Annotated in this window: 14 protein-coding genes; 2 read left to right on the top strand and 12 right to left on the bottom strand. The window is 62.9% G+C overall.

The window, feature by feature from the left end; translation table 11 throughout:
- Positions 1–66 precede the first annotated feature (66 nt).
- Together BLW08_RS02555 and tdh are read right to left on the bottom strand one after the other, a co-directional pair.
- Positions 67–1,260 (bottom strand): glycine C-acetyltransferase, encoded by a 1,194-nt coding sequence (locus BLW08_RS02555; protein ID WP_091323201.1) that lies wholly within the window; start codon positions 1,258–1,260, stop codon positions 67–69.
- Between the two features lie 64 nt (positions 1,261–1,324).
- On the bottom strand, positions 1,325–2,371 hold the full coding sequence (gene tdh, locus BLW08_RS02550; protein WP_091323199.1) for an L-threonine 3-dehydrogenase: 1,047 nt from the start codon (positions 2,369–2,371) through the stop codon (positions 1,325–1,327).
- A gap of 108 nt (positions 2,372–2,479) precedes the next feature.
- Between tdh and BLW08_RS02545 the strand changes: the two genes are divergently transcribed.
- Positions 2,480–3,409, top strand: a complete 930-nt coding sequence (locus tag BLW08_RS02545) for a LysR family transcriptional regulator (RefSeq protein ID WP_091323197.1) — start codon at positions 2,480–2,482, stop codon at positions 3,407–3,409.
- 10 nt (positions 3,410–3,419) lie between these two features.
- Here the strand turns inward: BLW08_RS02545 and BLW08_RS02540 are convergent, their stop codons facing one another.
- From BLW08_RS02540 to BLW08_RS02520, 5 genes are all read right to left on the bottom strand, one after another.
- Positions 3,420–4,613, bottom strand: coding sequence for a Gfo/Idh/MocA family protein (locus tag BLW08_RS02540; RefSeq protein WP_090819376.1), 1,194 nt, complete (start codon positions 4,611–4,613; stop codon positions 3,420–3,422).
- A gap of 16 nt (positions 4,614–4,629) precedes the next feature.
- Entirely contained in the window at positions 4,630–5,682 is a 1,053-nt protein-coding gene (locus tag BLW08_RS02535; RefSeq protein WP_091323194.1) for a LacI family DNA-binding transcriptional regulator, read from the bottom strand.
- Positions 5,683–5,739: 57 nt separating this feature from the next.
- Positions 5,740–7,398, bottom strand: a complete 1,659-nt coding sequence (locus BLW08_RS02530; protein ID WP_090819383.1) for a type 2 periplasmic-binding domain-containing protein — start codon at positions 7,396–7,398, stop codon at positions 5,740–5,742.
- Positions 7,399–7,468: 70 nt separating this feature from the next.
- Positions 7,469–8,392, bottom strand: coding sequence for a carbohydrate ABC transporter permease (locus tag BLW08_RS02525; protein ID WP_090819386.1), 924 nt, complete (start codon positions 8,390–8,392; stop codon positions 7,469–7,471).
- Between the two features lie 42 nt (positions 8,393–8,434).
- Positions 8,435–9,466, bottom strand: coding sequence for an ABC transporter permease (locus BLW08_RS02520; protein WP_091323191.1), 1,032 nt, complete (start codon positions 9,464–9,466; stop codon positions 8,435–8,437).
- A gap of 167 nt (positions 9,467–9,633) precedes the next feature.
- On the opposite strand from BLW08_RS02520, the gene BLW08_RS02515 reads away from it, so the two are divergent.
- Positions 9,634–10,677 (top strand): formylglycine-generating enzyme family protein, encoded by a 1,044-nt coding sequence (locus BLW08_RS02515; protein WP_254779630.1) that lies wholly within the window; start codon positions 9,634–9,636, stop codon positions 10,675–10,677.
- Between the two features lie 20 nt (positions 10,678–10,697).
- On the opposite strand, the gene BLW08_RS02510 is transcribed toward BLW08_RS02515, so the two are convergent.
- The 5 genes from BLW08_RS02510 to BLW08_RS02490 all read right to left on the bottom strand — a co-directional run bounded on the left by BLW08_RS02510 (position 10,698) and on the right by BLW08_RS02490 (position 16,597).
- On the bottom strand, positions 10,698–11,255 hold the full coding sequence (locus BLW08_RS02510) for a hypothetical protein (protein WP_090819395.1): 558 nt from the start codon (positions 11,253–11,255) through the stop codon (positions 10,698–10,700).
- Positions 11,256–11,331: 76 nt separating this feature from the next.
- On the bottom strand, positions 11,332–12,840 hold the full coding sequence (gatB, locus tag BLW08_RS02505) for an Asp-tRNA(Asn)/Glu-tRNA(Gln) amidotransferase subunit GatB (RefSeq protein WP_091323187.1): 1,509 nt from the start codon (positions 12,838–12,840) through the stop codon (positions 11,332–11,334).
- On the bottom strand, positions 12,840–14,408 hold the full coding sequence (gatA, locus tag BLW08_RS02500) for an Asp-tRNA(Asn)/Glu-tRNA(Gln) amidotransferase subunit GatA (RefSeq protein WP_090819401.1): 1,569 nt from the start codon (positions 14,406–14,408) through the stop codon (positions 12,840–12,842). Before gatA ends, gatB begins: the two co-directional genes overlap by 1 nt.
- 5 nt (positions 14,409–14,413) lie before the next feature.
- The gene (gene gatC / locus BLW08_RS02495; RefSeq protein ID WP_062067300.1) at positions 14,414–14,710 is read right to left on the bottom strand and encodes an Asp-tRNA(Asn)/Glu-tRNA(Gln) amidotransferase subunit GatC; all 297 of its coding nucleotides are present in this window, start codon (positions 14,708–14,710) and stop codon (positions 14,414–14,416) included.
- A 372-nt stretch (positions 14,711–15,082) separates the two neighbouring features.
- On the bottom strand, positions 15,083–16,597 hold the full coding sequence (locus BLW08_RS02490) for a CitMHS family transporter (protein ID WP_091323184.1): 1,515 nt from the start codon (positions 16,595–16,597) through the stop codon (positions 15,083–15,085).
- Between the last annotated feature and the right edge of the window lie 129 nt (positions 16,598–16,726).

Below are 16,726 nucleotides of genomic sequence, written 5' to 3'. Positions count from 1 at the left end.
GGTTAAAACACGCCAAAGGTGAGAGAGCGTCCCCTCAAAACGTACGAAAGGTGAGAGAGCGTCGGGTTAGGCGACTGCGGCGCGACTCTTGACGAACGCCTGGACGCACGCTTCGACGTCGTCAGCGCTGTGCGCAGCGGAAAGCTGCACACGGATCCGCGCCACGCCCTTCGGCACCACGGGGAAGCTGAAGGCCGTGACGAAGACGCCGTTGTTCAGCATCTCGTCAGCCACCTTGGCAGCGACCACGGCGTCGCCGAACATCACAGGGATGATGGCGTGTTCGCCGTCGAGGAGTTCGAAGCCTTCCTCGCTCATGCGGCGGCGGAACAGGGCCGCGTTCTCAAAGAGGCGGGTGCGGAGTTCGCCGGATTCCTGCACCAGTTCGATCGCCTTGATGGTGGCGGCAACGATGGCCGGGGCGAGGGAGTTGGAGAACAAGTAGGGGCGGGCTTTCTGGCGGAGCATTGCCACGATCTCGCCACGGCCGGAAACATAACCGCCCGAAGCCCCGCCGAGGGCCTTGCCGAAAGTACCCGTGTAAATGTCCACGCGATCGGACACACCGGCGTGCTCGGGGGTGCCGGCGCCGGTGGGGCCCATGAAGCCGACGGCATGGGAGTCATCCACCATGACCAAGGCGTCGTGCTTTTCGGCGAGGTCGCAGATCGCTTCGAGGGGCGCGAGGAAGCCATCCATGGAGAAGACACCATCGGTGACGATGATCTTCCGGCGGGAACCCTCAGCTTCGATCAGCTTGGCCTCAAGGTCTGCCATGTCCTGGTTGGCGTAGCGGAAGCGCTTGGCCTTGCTCAGGCGGATGCCATCAATGATGGAGGCGTGGTTGAGCGAGTCGGAGATGATGGCGTCTTCGGGGCCGAAGAGGGACTCGAACACGCCGCCGTTGGCATCGAAGCAGCTGGAGAACAGGATGGTGTCCTCGGTGCCCAGGAACTCGGAGACACGGGTCTCGAGCTCCAAGTGGAGGTCCTGGGTGCCGCAGATGAAGCGCACGGACGCCATGCCGAAGCCGCGCTCGTCCATGGCGGACTTGGCGGCGGCAATGATGTCCGGGTGGTCGGCCAGGCCAAGGTAGTTGTTGGCACAGAAGTTCAGCACCTTGTTGGCGGGCTGCCCGAGTTGGCCGGCGGCGATGTGGCTTGCCTGCGGGGAATCGATGTGGCGCTCGGTTTTGAAGAGGCCGGCGCTGCGGATCTCGTCCAGTTCGCCCTGCAGCTGGTCTTTGATGGCTGAATACATGTGATGCTCCTAAGTCTTTCCGCGGTCCGGGTTGCAGTTCAGTGCGGTTGCAGTTCAGTCCGGTTTACAGTTCGGTCCAGTCGAGGACCACTTTGCCACCGGTGCCGTTGCGGGCGATTTCGAAGCCCTTCTCCCAGTCGGCTGCGGACAGCTTGTCGGTCACGACGGCGGAGATGCTGCGGTGCAGCACGAGGTTGGAGGACAGCATGGCGCTCATGGCGTACCAGGTCTCAAACATCTCACGGCCGTAGATGCCCTTGAGCGTGAGCATGTGGGTGACAACCTTGCCCCAGTCGATGTCGATGGACTGGCTGGGAAGACCGAGCATGGCGATGCGGCCGCCGTGGTTCATGTTGTCGATCATCTCAGGCAGGGCCGTGGGGTGTCCGGACATTTCCAATCCGATGTCGAACCCTTCCCGCATGCCCAGCTCCTGCTGTGCTTCGCGGACGCGCATCTTGGAAACATCCACTGCGAGGTCCACGCCCATCTGGCGGGCCAGTTCCAGGCGCGGAGCCGAGACGTCGGTGATGGCGATCTTGCGGGCGCCTGCGTGGCGGGCCACCGCAATGGCCATCAGTCCAATGGGACCGGCGCCCGTGATGAGCACGTCCTCTCCCACCAGCGGGAAGCTGAGGGCGGTGTGAACGGCGTTGCCGAAGGGATCGAAGATGGCGCCGAGCTCCGGGGTGACCGATTCATCGTGATGGACCCAGACATTCGTCTCCGGAATCACGACGTATTCGGCGAACGCACCATCGCGTTGCACGCCAACGGACACAGTGTGGATGCACATCTGGCGACGTCCGGCACGGCAGTTGCGGCAGATACCGCACACTACGTGGCCCTCGCCGGAGACTCGGTCCCCCACCTTGACATCGCGGACATCTTCACCGATTTCCACCACTTCACCGTAGAACTCGTGGCCGGCGATCAGTGGCGTTTCGATGATGCCCTGCGCCCAGGCGTCCCAGCTCTGGATGTGGAGGTCGGTGCCGCAGATACCGGTGGTCATGACACGGATCTTGACGTCGCTGGGGCCCGCTTCGGGCTCGGGTCGGTCGACGAGTTCGAACCCTGCGTGTGGTCCGGATTTGTAGAGAGCCTTCATGGGATTCCTCACTGGCTGGGGCTGCTTCAATGCTGCTGAGTCCATTGAAGACCCGGCAACGATTTAGCACAACTAGATTCTTCTCAATCAACGATTTAGGATTTGCTAATGGAAATCCATCAACTGCAGATGCTCAGGGAACTCGGCGACTTGGGCAGCGTCAAGGCTGTGGCAGAAACTCTGATGGTCACACCGTCGGCCGTTTCCCAACAGCTGGCACTGCTCCAGAAGTCGGTGGACGTACCGTTGACACGCAAGGAGGGCCGGGCCCTGGTGCTGACCGACGCGGGCCGCGTGCTCGCCGAGGCGGGTGCCGCCGTCGTGAATGCCATGGCTGATGCGCGGGCAGCAATTGGCGCCTACCACGATGCCCCCGACGCGCCGGTAAGCGTGAGCGCTTTCCACAGTGCGGGGCAGGCACTCTTCGCGCCGCTTGCGGCACTGCTGGCGTCCGGGAATGCGTCCGACGGCGGTAAGTCGCCACGCCTGCGGCTGTCCGATGAAGATGTGGCCCAGGAGGATTTCCCGGGGCTGGCTGCCAGGTACGACTTGGTTCTGGCGCACCGGATGGACAACAGCCCGCAATGGCCCGAAGACAAAGTGGCCGTGATTCCACTCGCGGATGAGCCCTTGGACATCGCTTTGCCCGCCAATCACCCGTTGGCATCCCGCCACGAACTGGAACCCTCCGACGTGGTTGATGAACCCTGGGTGACCAGCCGTGACGGCTACTCCCCCGCGGATGTCCTGGCCGCCGTCGTTGCTGTCAGTGGGCGCCCGGCCGAGGTGCTGCACCGTATCAACGACTACTCCACCGTTGCGGCGCTGGTATCTGCCGGCGGCGCGATCGGACTCCTCCCGAGGTTCACGGCGCGGCGTGTGCTGGACGCGGGCGTGGTGCTCCGCCCATTGTCCGGTGTGAACTCGGTGCGCAAGATCGACATCCTGGCCCGGCCGGAGACGCTTAAACGGAAATCGGTCATGACGGTTTGCGAGTCACTTCAAACCGTCATGACCGGGCTTTCCTCACCCCACTGAACTCAAACGGTCAGTCGCGGACCAAGGCTGGCTGACCGGCGTCGAAGTACTCCACCAGCTCGGCCGGGAGCTCCGGTACCTCGCGTGCAGAGCCGTCTCCTCGCAGCGATTCCGCAGCGAGGATACCCGCCACCACGGCCTGGCGTGCCGCAATCGGGCTGGTCTGGGTGCGGCCGCCCTCCGACGCGAAGCGGAGGAACTCCTCGATGAGGCGTGGATCAGCCCCGCCGTGGCCGCCCTCGCCGTCCTGAATGGTGATGACCTCATCCGGGGCTGCGTAGCCCGAGGACCGGCTGGTCCACACGTTGATGGTCTCCCCCGGCCCGTCACCGAGGTTTTCGATCCGTCCCTTGGTGCCGATGACGGTGTAATTACGCCAGTAGTCCGGCGTGAAGTGGCATTGCTGGTATGAGGCGAGCACACCGTTATCCAGGACCATGTTCATCATGGAAATGTCCTCGACGTCGATCGACTCGGCCAAGTCCTTCTGCTCGGTGGGCGGCCAGTTGTCCAGGGAGAACCAGTCCCCCATGCGCTTGCCCGTGTTGTCGGAGCGATTGGCTACGTCACCGTAGACGGCGAGATCGCCGACGGCGGCAACCCGCTTGGTGTAGCCACCGGCAAGCCAGTGAATCACATCGATGTCGTGCGCACCTTTTTGGAGGAGCAGGGAGGTGACATTGGCGCGCTGTGCATGCCAGTCCTTGAAGTAGTAGTCGCCTCCGTGGCCCACGAAGTGCCGGCACCACACCGCCTTCACGTCACCGATCCGGCCTTCCTCGATGAGCTGGCGCATCTGAACCACTACCGGCATGTGGCGCATATTGTGGCCGACATAGAGCCGGGTGCCGGTTTGGTAGGCCGTTTTCAGGATCAGGTCCGCAGCCTCCACAGTGATGTCCAGCGGCTTCTCACAGAAAGTGGGGATACCCGCCTGGAGCGTACGGACAGCGACGGCGGCGTGCTGGTTGTCGGGTGTCAGCACCAGTACGGCGTCCAGGCCGCCGGCCAGCAGTTCCTCGAGGTTATCCGTGACCTTCGCCGTGGGGATACGCTCTGCAGCGTCGGCGCGTCCGCGCTCACTCACGTCACAAATAATGGTGACCTCAGAGCCCTGGCCCGGCTTATGGGCGTGTTTCCACAGCCCTGATCGCAGGCCAAAACCTACGATGCCAACCTTCAAATCCTTTTCCATGGTGTGCAATTTCCTTCTGCTGTTCTTAATAAAGTCTGGTTGCGGCGCTGCGGTGCGGCGCCGATTCGCGGACGAACAAGTGCCAAGGGAAGTCCAGGACGGCGGGGCCCGCTGCCGCCTCCGGACCGGACTGGGCGGTTGCCCGCCGCAGGAGCAGCCGCGCAAGTTTGTCGAAGAAGTCCACGGGACCAACAGTGCTGAGCGAGGGAGACATCCGCTCGCCCTCCACCGTGTTGCCCACGCCGATGATGTCCACATCGGTACCGACTGCCAGGCCCAGCCGCTGGGCAGCGTTGATGGCACTGACAGCGGCGAAGTCCGTGGTGGCATAGATCGCTGTGGGCCGGTCCGGCAGGCTGAGCACCCGCGTGGCCGCGGCGTAGGCTCCCGCACTGGTGCCATCAAACAGGCCCACGTAGTCTTCCCGCTCCGGGATCTGCGCCGCCACCAAAGCCTCCGAGTACGCCCGGTACCGCGCCCCGCCCGACGTCCCCGCGGCGGTGGCCGGGGTCAGGCAGGCAATCTGCCGGTGGCCGTGGAGCAGGTGTTCCACGGCCATGCGGCAGCCGGGTCCGGCAATGGAACGGATGACGTCGAACCCCTCCGGCTCCAGGCCCTCGTCGAAAACCACCAACGTGGTGCCGTGCTCGGCGAGTTTCCGCAATGCGTCCCGTTGGTCATGGCGCACTGCGTCAACGAACACGGCGTCGGCATTGTGCGTGCCAAGCACCTTCACCCAGTCCGCATCGCCCAGAATCATCGGCGTGATGCCCAAGGGAACCGCCGCCTTCTGCACGGACTCGATCACGGACAGGGACCAAGGATCGGACAACATGGTCAGCGAAAGGATCACGGTGTTGGTGCGGCCCGTGCGGATGGCCCGGGCCGCCTGGTTGGGGCGGTAGCCAAGCCGCTCCGCAGCTGCCTTGACCTTTTCCGCCGTCGGATCCGAAACACCCGGTCCCCCGTCGCCGCGGCGACCTGACAGGACGTAGGAAACGGTGGCCGTGGAAACGCCCGCCAGTTCGGCCACCATGCGGATGGTGGGTCGGACTCCGGTGCTGCTCGCTTTTGCCATGGTTCCCCCTGCTGATGCCTTCTGATGCTTGCGCGTTGCTTGGTTGTTGGTCTGAGGCTAGCTCCTGAAGACCGGTGCGTTCGGGTCCAACGCGGCCTGGTACTCATCGCGCATCTTGTCGCCGCCTTCGCTCTTCCAGCGCTTCACAGCGTCCTTGAGCTCGTCGATCTTGGCCCGGCCGGTAATGATGTCCACCACCTTGTCGCGCAGCTGCTTGGTGATCTTGGCACCCACCTTGGCGTTGGTGTCCGAGTAGGAACCGTTGGTGGGGTTGCGCCACGCAAGTTCCAGGAGCTTCTCTTCCTGCTGGCTGACGTAGCGTGTGTCGTCGTCGAACCCGGGGTTGAAGATGACGTTCTCCGGGCTGGACATGATGTTCAACGCAGAGACCAGGCCAGGGGCGTTGGTGGTTCCGGTGTCGGTACGCGCCGGGTTGCCGGAGGCGTCGATGGTGTAGTCCTCGCCAAGCTCGCCGAAGTTCTTCTGCATGTACTCCACCGTGCCGAACGGTGCTGACAAGTAGTTGATGAGCGCGAGCAGTTCGCGGATCTTCCCCTCTTCGGCCTTCTTGAAAGGCGTGAAACCGACTGTTCCGTATCCCATGTCGTAGACCGGCTTGACCTTGCCGTCGGCGCTGAAAGGAATAAGGACATCAAACCGGGCGGTCTTGTTCAGCGCACGGTAACTGCGGATATCATGCGGGCCCACCACTACCTGGGCGGCAACACTGCCGTTGGCCACGCGTGAGCGGATGTCCGTGGCCTTGGAATCGGGGTAGAAGACGCCGGCTGCGAACATCTTGGCGGTGAATTCCACTCCAGCCATGTACTCGTCGGTCTCGTAGAGGTGCGTGAGGGTGCGGTCTTTGTTGACGGCCCAGCTGTTGGGGGCGCCGAACCATTCGGTGACCATATGGAGGGCGTTGATGTAGGCCGGTTCCAGCGCGTACTTCTGGTCGCCCGGGCGTGTCAGCTCCTTGGCCTTCTCCAGGAATTCCTCAGCGCTGCCGGCTTCAAAGCCGCCTACCTGCGACCAGACATCGTGGTTGCCCACATAGACCTGGCCGAACGGGGTACTGGGGATGGGAGCTCCCCAGATCTTGCCGTTGACGACGGCGGTCTTCCAGGAATCGGGCTTCAGTGCAGCCAGGTTGGGGTACTCAAGGACGGCGTCACCGGAGAGGTAGGGCGTCAGGTCCTGGAACTTGGCTTCGAGCATGGGACCGACGTTGGGGATGCCCTGGTTCGGCGGAACCCACATCATGTCCGGGAGGTCGTTGCTTGCCAGCACCGTGGCAAACTTTGCCGGGTAACCGTCTCCGATGTCCTCTGCGATCTGCAGCTCCAGGTCGCCGCCGAGCTTGCTGTTGAGCCGCTGCCAGAAGGGGTTGTCCTTCAAGCCCGGGCTCATGGTGTCGAACGTTTCGGTCAGACCAGTCACTTTGCCCTTGAGCGGCGGCGTCTTCACGGACTGCACAGCGGTGGGCAGCTTGAAGTATCCGGCTTGGAGGCCCTTGGCGTTACCTGCGATATCCGGGGTGACGCCGGTGAATTCCTTGTACGTGGGCAGCTTGACCGAAGCGGAGGCAGCGGCGCCTCCGTTGCTCGAGGCTCCGCCTCCACCGCAGGCGGACAAACCTGCAGCGGTCACGGCCAGGCCTGCAAGGCCAAGGAAACCGCGGCGGCTGAATCCAGCCTGTGAGGTAGTGCTCGTCATGGCATAACCCTTTCTGGTTATTTGCTTCATGGTGTGGTTTTTTCAGTGCTTCAGGGGTCCGCGGGTGCGGCTAGCCCTTGACGGCGCCGGTGATGACGCCCTTGGCAAAGTGCTTTTGGAGGAACGGGTAGACCATCAGGATGGGGACCAGCGCCACCACCACAACGGCCATCTGGATGGACTGCGGCGGGGGCGTGGTGGTGATTCCCAACTGGTCGGCAGCACCGCTCCCCTGGACCACGAAGTTGCGGAGGAGCAACTGGATGGGCCACTTGCTGTGGTCGTTGATGTAGAGCAGGGCATTGAAGAACGAGTTCCAGAAGCCGACCGCATAGAACAGCCCGACGACGGCGATCACGGCTTTGGACAGCGGCATGACAATCCGCCACAGAATCTGCCAGTCGTTGGCGCCGTCAATCCTGGCGCTCTCGATCAGTTCCCCTGGGATGTTCATGAAGAACGAGCGCATCACTACAAAGTTGAAGGCTCCGAAAATGCCGGGAAGGATGAGCGACCACAGGGAGTCCAGCAGTCCAAGCTGGCGAATCATCAGGAAGGACGGGATCAGGCCAGGGGCAAACAGGAGCGTGAACAGAACCGCAAGGATGACGGGCCTGCCGAAGAGTACTGAGCGGCTGGTGGCGTAGGCCATGGTGATGGTGACGAACAGCGCCAGGATGGTGCCCACCGCAGTCACCAGCATGCTCACTCCGAGTGACTGAAGGACCATGGGGCCCTTGAAGATGGTGGCGTAGGCCTCCAAGGTGGGGCGCTCGGGCCAGAGGACGAAGCCGCCGGCTTTCACCAGTTGTTCGGTGTCAGCGAGGGACGTCGAAACCACCAGAAGGATAGGCGTGAGGATGGACAGGCTGAAAACGATCAGAACTACCGCTTTGACCGTTTGATACAGGGCGGAAGGCTTTTCCTTCCATACCGGGCGCTTGGGGTTGTAGCTAAGCTCCCGGGGTTTCTTGGTGAAAAGTGTTGTTGCCATGGGGTTCTCCTTGTGCGGCAGGCGCGCGGGTCAGCGTGGCTTTCAGCGCACTTGTTTTGCGAAGATTCCGTCTTCGCCGAAGCGGTGGGCAAGTTTGTTGGCGCCGTAGATCAGCAGGGCGCTCACCACGCCCTTCGCCAGGCCGGCCGCTGCGCCGGAGCTCCAGCCGCCTCCTACTACGCCGGTGTAGTAGGTGAAGGTGTCCAGGACTTCCGCAGCTCCGGCTCCCACGGCGTCGCGCTGCAGGATGAACTGCTCAAAGCCGACGGAAAGGATGTCGCCGATGCGCAGGATCAGGAGCAGGACGATCACAGGACGCAGCCCGGGAAGGGTGATGTGCCACATTCTGCGCCAGCGCCCTGCTCCGTCAGCCGCAGCTGCTTCGTAGAGCGAGGCGTCGATGCTGGCAAGGGCCGCCAGGAAGATGATCATGGCCCAGCCGGCGTCCTTCCAGATCATCTGGACCACCACCATGACCGGGAACGACTCGGGATTGGTCATGAACGGGATGGGATCCATTCCCCAGTCCCTGAGCAGGTTGTTGACGAATCCTGCGCCACCCAACATCTGCTGGAAGAAAGCGATCACCAAAACCCAGGACAGGAAGTGCGGCAGGTAGGCGATGCTCTGGAAGATCTTGCGGACCCGGTTGCTGACCAGTGAGTCAACGATCAACGCCAGTACCAGGGGCACCGGGAACAGGAAGACAAGTTGCCAAGCCGCGAGGTACAGCGTGTTCCAGAAGGCGTGGATGAAGTCAGGGTTTCCGAACAGGTCCACAAAGTTCTGCCAGCCAACCCACAGGCTGTCCCCGATGCCGAGGTAGGGCTGGTAATCCTGGAACGCGATGACGTTGCCCAGGATGGGGATGTAGAAGAAGAGCAGCAGGAAGGCAATGCCCGGGACCATCATGAGGAGCATCTGCTTGTCGCGTCGCAGACGGGACCGGAAGCTCTGCTGCGGGACCTTGTTCCTCTTCCCCTTCTTCGGACCGGACCCGGAGGCTTTTCCTGCCGGGGCCGGGACTCGGCGAGCTTCGGGCAATGCCGGAGCCTGTTCCGTCGTCGAGTTCATGCTGTCTCCTCAGGTGCTGAGCCAAAACCATCAATGTGATTCAGGCCACGCTCGTTAACCGTTTAACAAACCATAAGTGACGGCCATCTCTTTTTGCAAGATCATGATCGAAACTGACCATAGAAATCAGTTTTCATCACCGCTGGTGTCTGGGCGCCGACGCTAAGATGGAGGAAAACTCCGGCCGGAAGGTAGATATGGCTGACTGCTGCAGCCCGGAAGAGCGACGCGTCACCCCGCTCGAGGCGAACGCCCCACTCGAGCCGCGCACCGCCGTCGAACGTTCCACGCAAGGGGCCCACGGGGCGCGTGCGGCGAACGGCCCGGCACCAGCAGCCCCTGCCAACGATGTCCCCGTCCCTGGTGGCACCTTCGCCATGGGCGACCCCTTCAACGAGGGATACGCGGCCGATGGCGAGTCACCGGTGCATCAAGTACGGGTCACCGGCTTCAGGATCAGCGCCACCACAGTAACCAACGAATCGTTTGCCGCCTTTGTGGAGGCCACCGGCCATCGCACCGAATCAGAGCTCTACGGAACCTCAGCGGTGTTCCATCTGGCCGTCAAAGCTGAAAAGCATCAGATCCTGAACCGTGTCTCCAACGTTCCGTGGTGGCTCAACGTGCGGGGCGCCGATTGGGCGCACCCGGCCGGCCCCCTCTCCCACTGGACTGACATTCCGGATCATCCGGTGACCCACGTGTCGTACAACGATGCCCTGGCGTATTGCGCATGGGCGGGCCGCCGCCTCCCCACCGAAGCCGAGTGGGAATACGCGGCCCGCGGCGGGCTCCCGGGACAGCGCTACCCCTGGGGCAACGAGCTGCACAACAACGCGCCGGGGACAACTGCCCACAATTGCAACATCTGGCAGGGCGAGTTCCCTGCACGTAACGACCTCGACGACGGCTACCTCACCACCGCGCCCGTCATGTCCTTCGCCCCCAACGGCTACGGGCTCTACCAAACCAGCGGAAACGTGTGGGAATGGTGCAGTGACTGGTTCCTGCCCAAGTACTACACAACGTGCCTCACTGCAGGAACCGTGGAAGACCCGCAAGGCCCCACGATCGGACGCGGGAGGGTCATGCGGGGAGGCTCGTATCTGTGCCACGATTCCTACTGCAACCGGTACCGGCTGGCTGCCCGGAGCTCCAACACCCCTGACTCCGCCAGCGCCAACCTGGGCTTCAGGACAGTGGCCCTGTAACTCAGCTGTGGCCCGGTTGCCTACTTGGGTCCGTGCCCGCGATGTCCGTGTCCGCCCACGAGGCCGGCCGGCAGTTCACCCGACACGATTCTTGTTGCGGTCACGGTATCGCCGTCCTTGGTACCGCTCAGCCGGACGGCATCGCCGGATGTCAGGTCAGCGGCCGTTGCTGACGGCAGGGAGGGCTTCCCCCTGCCGTTCCTCAGCTCGGAGACGTTGGTGGGGAGTTTCGCGATGCGGGTGTCGGCTGTAATGGCATAGCGCTGGGTAAAGCCATCCTCGCTCTTCACCGTCACCTCGGAACTGCTCACCGACTCGATGGTTCCGGTCTGCGTAACCACGGTACGGAAGGTGCCGTCCTGTTGCTTGACCACGTGCTCGCCGTGGATGGCCTGACCACGCCCCTCCACGGACTTTGCCATTCCGGACGCAGACGGACTGGGCGAGGCAGAAGTGCCCGACGGCGTCGGGCTGGGCTGGGTGCCCGCCCACACAGCGGCGGCCCCGCCGCCGGTCAATGCGACGGCGATCCCGCCAGCGATTAAGACCTTACGAAGGCCCGGTGTAAGAGTGGCCATGCATCCATTGTGCGCCCAAAACAAAGCAGGCCGCAGTAATAACTGCGGCCTACTTTGATGGGAAACAAGCTGGCGTTTAGCCCTCGACGCCGAGCTTCTCCAGGATGAGTTCGCGGACGCGGCCCGCGTCAGCCTGGCCACGGGTGGCCTTCATGACACCGCCAACAATGGCACCGATGGCCTGGACCTTGCCGCCACGGATCTTCTCCGCGACATCCGGCTGTGCGGCCAGCGCGGCGTCGATGGCTTCCAGGAGGGGACCGTCGTCGGACACCACGGCAAGGCCGCGCTTCTCGACGATCTCCGCCGGCGTGCCTTCACCGGCGAGGACGCCGTCCAGGACCTGGGTGGCCATCTTGTTGTTGATCTTGCCGTCTTCGACGAGTTTGTTCAGCTCTACGATGACCTGCGGTGTGACACCGAGTTCGGAAGGATCGACGTCTGCAACCTTGGCCCGGCCCACGATCTCGCCCATCCACCACTTGCGGGCAACGTCAGCGGAGGCACCAGCCGCAATGGTTTCCTCAATGGAATCCATCACACCGGCGTTGACCACGTCGCGGAATTCCAGATCCGAGTAGCCCCAGGCTTCCTTGAGGCGCTTGCGGCGTTCGGCCGGCGGCTCGGGAAGGGTGGCGCGGAGCTCCTCCACCCACTCACGCGAGGCCACGACCGGAACCAGGTCCGGCTCCGGGAAGTAGCGGTAATCGTCGGCGTCGGACTTGGGCCGGCCCGACGTCGTCGAACGCGTGTCCTCGTGCCAGTGGCGCGTTTCCTGGATGACCGGCTCGCCGGAGTCCAAGACCGCGGCGTGCCGCTGGATTTCGTAACGGACGGCGTGCTCAACTGCGCGCAACGAGTTCACGTTCTTGGTTTCCGAACGAATGCCGAAACGTTCCCGGCCGTGCGGGCGCAGGGAAACGTTGGCGTCGCAACGGACGTTGCCGCGCTCCATCTTGGCATCGGAAACACCGAGGTTCTTGACGATCTCGCGGACCGCTGCGACGTAGGCCTTGGCCAGCTCCGGCGCGCGGCTGCCGGCGCCCTCGATCGGCTTGGTGACAATCTCAACCAGCGGAACACCGGAACGGTTGTAGTCCACCAGGGAATAGTCGGCACCTTGGATGCGGCCTGCGGCACCACCCATGTGGGTCAGCTTGCCTGCGTCCTCTTCCATATGCGCGCGCTCGATCTCAACGCGGAAGACTGTGCCATCCTCAAGCTCGATGTCCAGGTAACCGTCATACGCGATCGGCTCGTCATACTGCGAGGTCTGGAAGTTCTTGGGAGTGTCCGGGTAGAAGTAGTTCTTCCGGGCGAAGCGGCATGTCTCGGCGATCTTGCAGTTCAGGGCAAGGCCGATCTTGATGGAGGACTCCACCGCGGTCTTGTTCACCACCGGCAGGACGCCGGGCATGCCAAGGTCAACCTCATTGACGTTGGTGTTCGGTTCGTCACCAAACACGTTCGGCGCGGAGGAGAACATTTTGGTCTTGGTGTTGAGTTCCACGTGGACCTCGAACCCCAGGACGGGATCGTACTTCTCCATGGCCTCTTCGAAGCTCAGGGTTGCGTCGACGGACATTAGTTGGAACCTCCGGCGGTGTTGGATACTGCACCAAGGACAGCATTTTTCAGATCCGGCGCCTTCGCAAGGATCGGTCCACCCCACTTCTCTTCAAGGATGGATTCGAGCACCGCACCCACGCGGTACAGGCGGGCATCCTCGCGGGCCGGAGCCAGCAACTGGATGCCAACGGGCAGGCCGTCTTCATCCGCCAGGCCACCCGGGAGGGACAGCCCCGGAATTCCGGCCATGTTGGCGGGAATGGTGGCGACGTCGTTCAGGTACATGGCCAGGGGATCGTCCAGCTTCTCCCCCAGCTTGAACGCCGTGGTGGGAGCGGTGGGAGAGATCAGGACATCGGCCTGGGCGAACGCGGCGTCGAAGTCACGCTGGATGAGCGTGCGGACCTTCTGTGCCGAGCCGTAGTAAGCGTCGTAGTAGCCGGCGCTCAGTGCGTAGGTGCCAAGGATGATGCGGCGCTTGACCTCATCACCGAAACCGGCGGCACGGGTTGCGCCCATGACGCGCTCGATGGTCATGGGACCGTCCTTGGGCAGGACGCGCAGACCGAACCGGACGCCGTCGAACTTGGCCAGGTTGCTGGACACCTCGGACGGCATGATCAGGTAATAAGCACCCAGTGCGTATTTCAGGTTGGGGCAAGACACCTCAACGATTTCCGCACCGGCATCCTTCAGCAGCTGAAGGGACTCATTGAAGCGGTTCTCGACGCCGGTCTGGTAGCCCTCGCCGTGAAGCTCCTTGATGATGCCGATCTTCATACCCGCCACGTTGCCCACACGGGCGGCGGCAACAAGGTTGTTGAAAGGATCGGTCAACGAAGTGGAGTCGAAAGGATCGTGGCCGCCAATGACTTCCTGCAGCAGGGCCGAGTCCAGCACCGTGCGGGACACCGGGCCGATCTGGTCCAGCGAGGACGCCATGGCAATAGCACCGTAACGGGAGACTGCACCGTAGGTCGGCTTCACACCTACTGTTCCGGTGACAGCACCGGGCTGGCGGATGGAACCACCGGTGTCCGTGCCGAGCGCCAGCGGCGCTTCGAAGGCGGCGACCGCGGCAGCGGAGCCACCGCCCGAACCGCCGGGAATGCGGTCCAGGTCCCACGGGTTGCGGGTGGGGCCATAGGCCGAGTGCTCCGTAGAGGAACCCATGGCGAACTCATCCAGGTTGGTCTTGCCCAGGATCGGCATCTTGGCCGCGCGGAGCTTCTTCACCACGGTGGCGTCATACGGGCTGTGCCAGCCCTCAAGGATCTTGGAGCCAGCGGTGGTCGGCTGGCCGATGGTGACGATGAGGTCCTTCACGGCAATCGGTACACCGGCAAGGGCATGCAGTTCCTCGGCAGCGGAACCACCGGCGGCACGGGCAGCATCAACCTCGGCCGCGACAGCCAAAGCCTCTTCGCTGTTGACGTGCAGGAAGGCATTAACCTGACCATCGACGTCGGCAATGCGGTCAAGGTGCGCCTGCGTCACCTCAACGGCGGTCACCTCGCGGGCAGCCAGCTTGGCAGCGAGATCGGCAGCGGAGTGGCGGATTAGCTCGTTCTTCAGTTCAGTCATAGTAATTAGTCCTCATCCAAAATTGCCGGGACCTTGAAACGGTTCTCGAAAGCATCCGGAGCGCCGGACAACGCCTGCTCAGCCGTGAACGTGTGGCCCACAACGTCCTCACGGAACACGTTGGTCAACGGAATCGGGTGCGACGTCGCCGGGACGTCCTCCCCCGCAGCTTCACTCACGCTCTTCACCGAATCCACGATGACAGCAAGCTCAACAGCCATCCTGTCCAGTTCTTCGGCACTCATTTCAATGTGAGCCAGACGCGCAAGATGCGCGACGTCGTCACGGTTGATCGCAGCCATGGATCTCCCCTGCAAAGTTCAAATGGTTTTCCGAACCAGTCTACTTGGCCTAGGTGTGCCCACGGACGGCCGGGGTGAGCTATGTGGAAAGTGCTCGCCTTCGGCGCCCACCCCACTTCGGGCCCCTAACAACAGCGAGACAGCAAAGCGGACGATTCGCGCTTTGCTGTCTCGTTTGTTTTGTTGGGTTAGGGGCTGGGTGGACTTGCGGCGTCTATCTGGGTGCCAACCCGAAGCGTCCGGTGGGCCCTCGACGCAAATCGGGCCAGGCATCCGGAAGCTTGCGTCTAAGCGAGGAACGAGCGAGCAAGCGGAGGATGTCTGGCCCGATTTGCGCCCACGGGCACTCGGGTTATGGCGCGGCCCCGCGGGTTAGCCGATGCCGATGGCTCCGGTCAGAACTCCTACGGCCAGCATCACGATCGAGATGACCGCAGTGCGCCAGAGGACCTTCTTGTGGTGATCGCCCAGATCCACCTTGGCGAGGGAGACCAACAGCAGGATGGCCGGGACCAGGGGGCTTTGCAGGTGGAAGGGCTGGCCGGTAATGGAGGCACGGGCCATGTCCGCGGCGTCCACGCCGTAGTGCGCAGCGGTTTCGCTGAGGACCGGCAGGACTCCGAAGTAGAAGGCATCGTTGCTCATGAAGAACGTCATGGGGATGCTGAGCAGGCCGGTGATGACCGCCATGAAGGGCCCCATGTCTGCGGGGATGATCTGGACCAGCCACTCAGACATTGCCTTGACCATGCCCGTGCCGTTGAGGACACCGGTGAGGACTGCGGCTGCCATGACCATGCTGACGACGGCCACAATCGACGGCGCGTGCGCAATCAGCTGGGCACCCTGGTCCTTGACCTTGGGGAAGTTGACCAGCAGGGCGATCGCAGATCCCACCATGAACACGAACGGCAGCGGAACGATGTTGGCTACCAGGACCACCATGACAGCTACGGTCAGGCCCAGGTTGAACCAGAACAGCTTGGGACGCAAGGTGGTGCGGTTGGGATCCAGTGCTGTATCAGCCATGGCGGTGTCGTGATCGTCCACGAAGGTTTCGGGGCGTTCCAGAACCCCGACGCCGGATCCTCCACCGGTGCCCGGCTTGCCCGTGGTGGTGGTGCCGGTGCGGCCGAAACCGAAGCGACCCTTGCCCGAACCGGCGGCGACGGAACCTGCGCCCGAACCGGCGGCGACGGAACCACCGCGGCCAGTGCCGCCGTCGAACGCGTCAGAAGGATCAGCGACGTCGCCCCAGATTTCGGGAGCGGTGGCGCGGAGTCGGTTGCGTTCCTGCAGGCCCAGGAGCCAGGCGAAGACGAGGACCACGATCAGGCCGACAATGAGCGAGGGGACCATGGGAACGAAGACGTCGTTGACGTCCAGATGCAGCGCTGTGGCCGCGCGGGCCGTGGGGCCGCCCCACGGAAGGATGTTCATGGTGCCGTTGGCGAGGCCGGCCACACAGGTGAGTACCACGGGGCTCATCTTGAGTCGCAGGTAAACGGGCAGCATCGCAGCAGTAGTAAGGATGAACGTGGTGGAGCCGTCACCGTCCAAGGAAACTGCTGCGGCGAGGATTGCGGTACCGAGGACAACCTTGGCGGGATCATTCCCCAGCTTGCGGAGGATGAACTTCACCAGGGGGTCGAAGAGTCCGACGTCGATCATCAGCCCGAAGTAGATGATGGCGAACATGAGGAGTGCGGCCGTGGATGTCATGGACTTCATGGAATCCATCACCATGTCGCCGATACCGAGGCCCGCCCCGGCGAACAAACCGAAGACGGTGGGAACGATGATCAGCGCCAGAACGGGCGTCAATTTTTTGGTCATGATCAGGACCATGAATACCGCAATCATTGCGAATCCAAGCAAAACCAGCACGGCCGGCTCCTTACTACTGTGAATGGCGCCACGTCGGTGTGATGCGCACTACAGACGATATGGTGGCGCCCGTCACTGGCAGGGGTTTCGGGGAATTGTTGGGAATACTGCTCGTTGCGAACGTTTTGC

It is taken from the genome of Arthrobacter sp. cf158 (assembly GCF_900106835.1).
In the GTDB taxonomy this organism is placed as follows: Bacteria; Actinomycetota; Actinomycetes; order Actinomycetales; family Micrococcaceae; genus Arthrobacter.
This window is presented reverse-complemented; position numbering and strand designations above follow the sequence as displayed.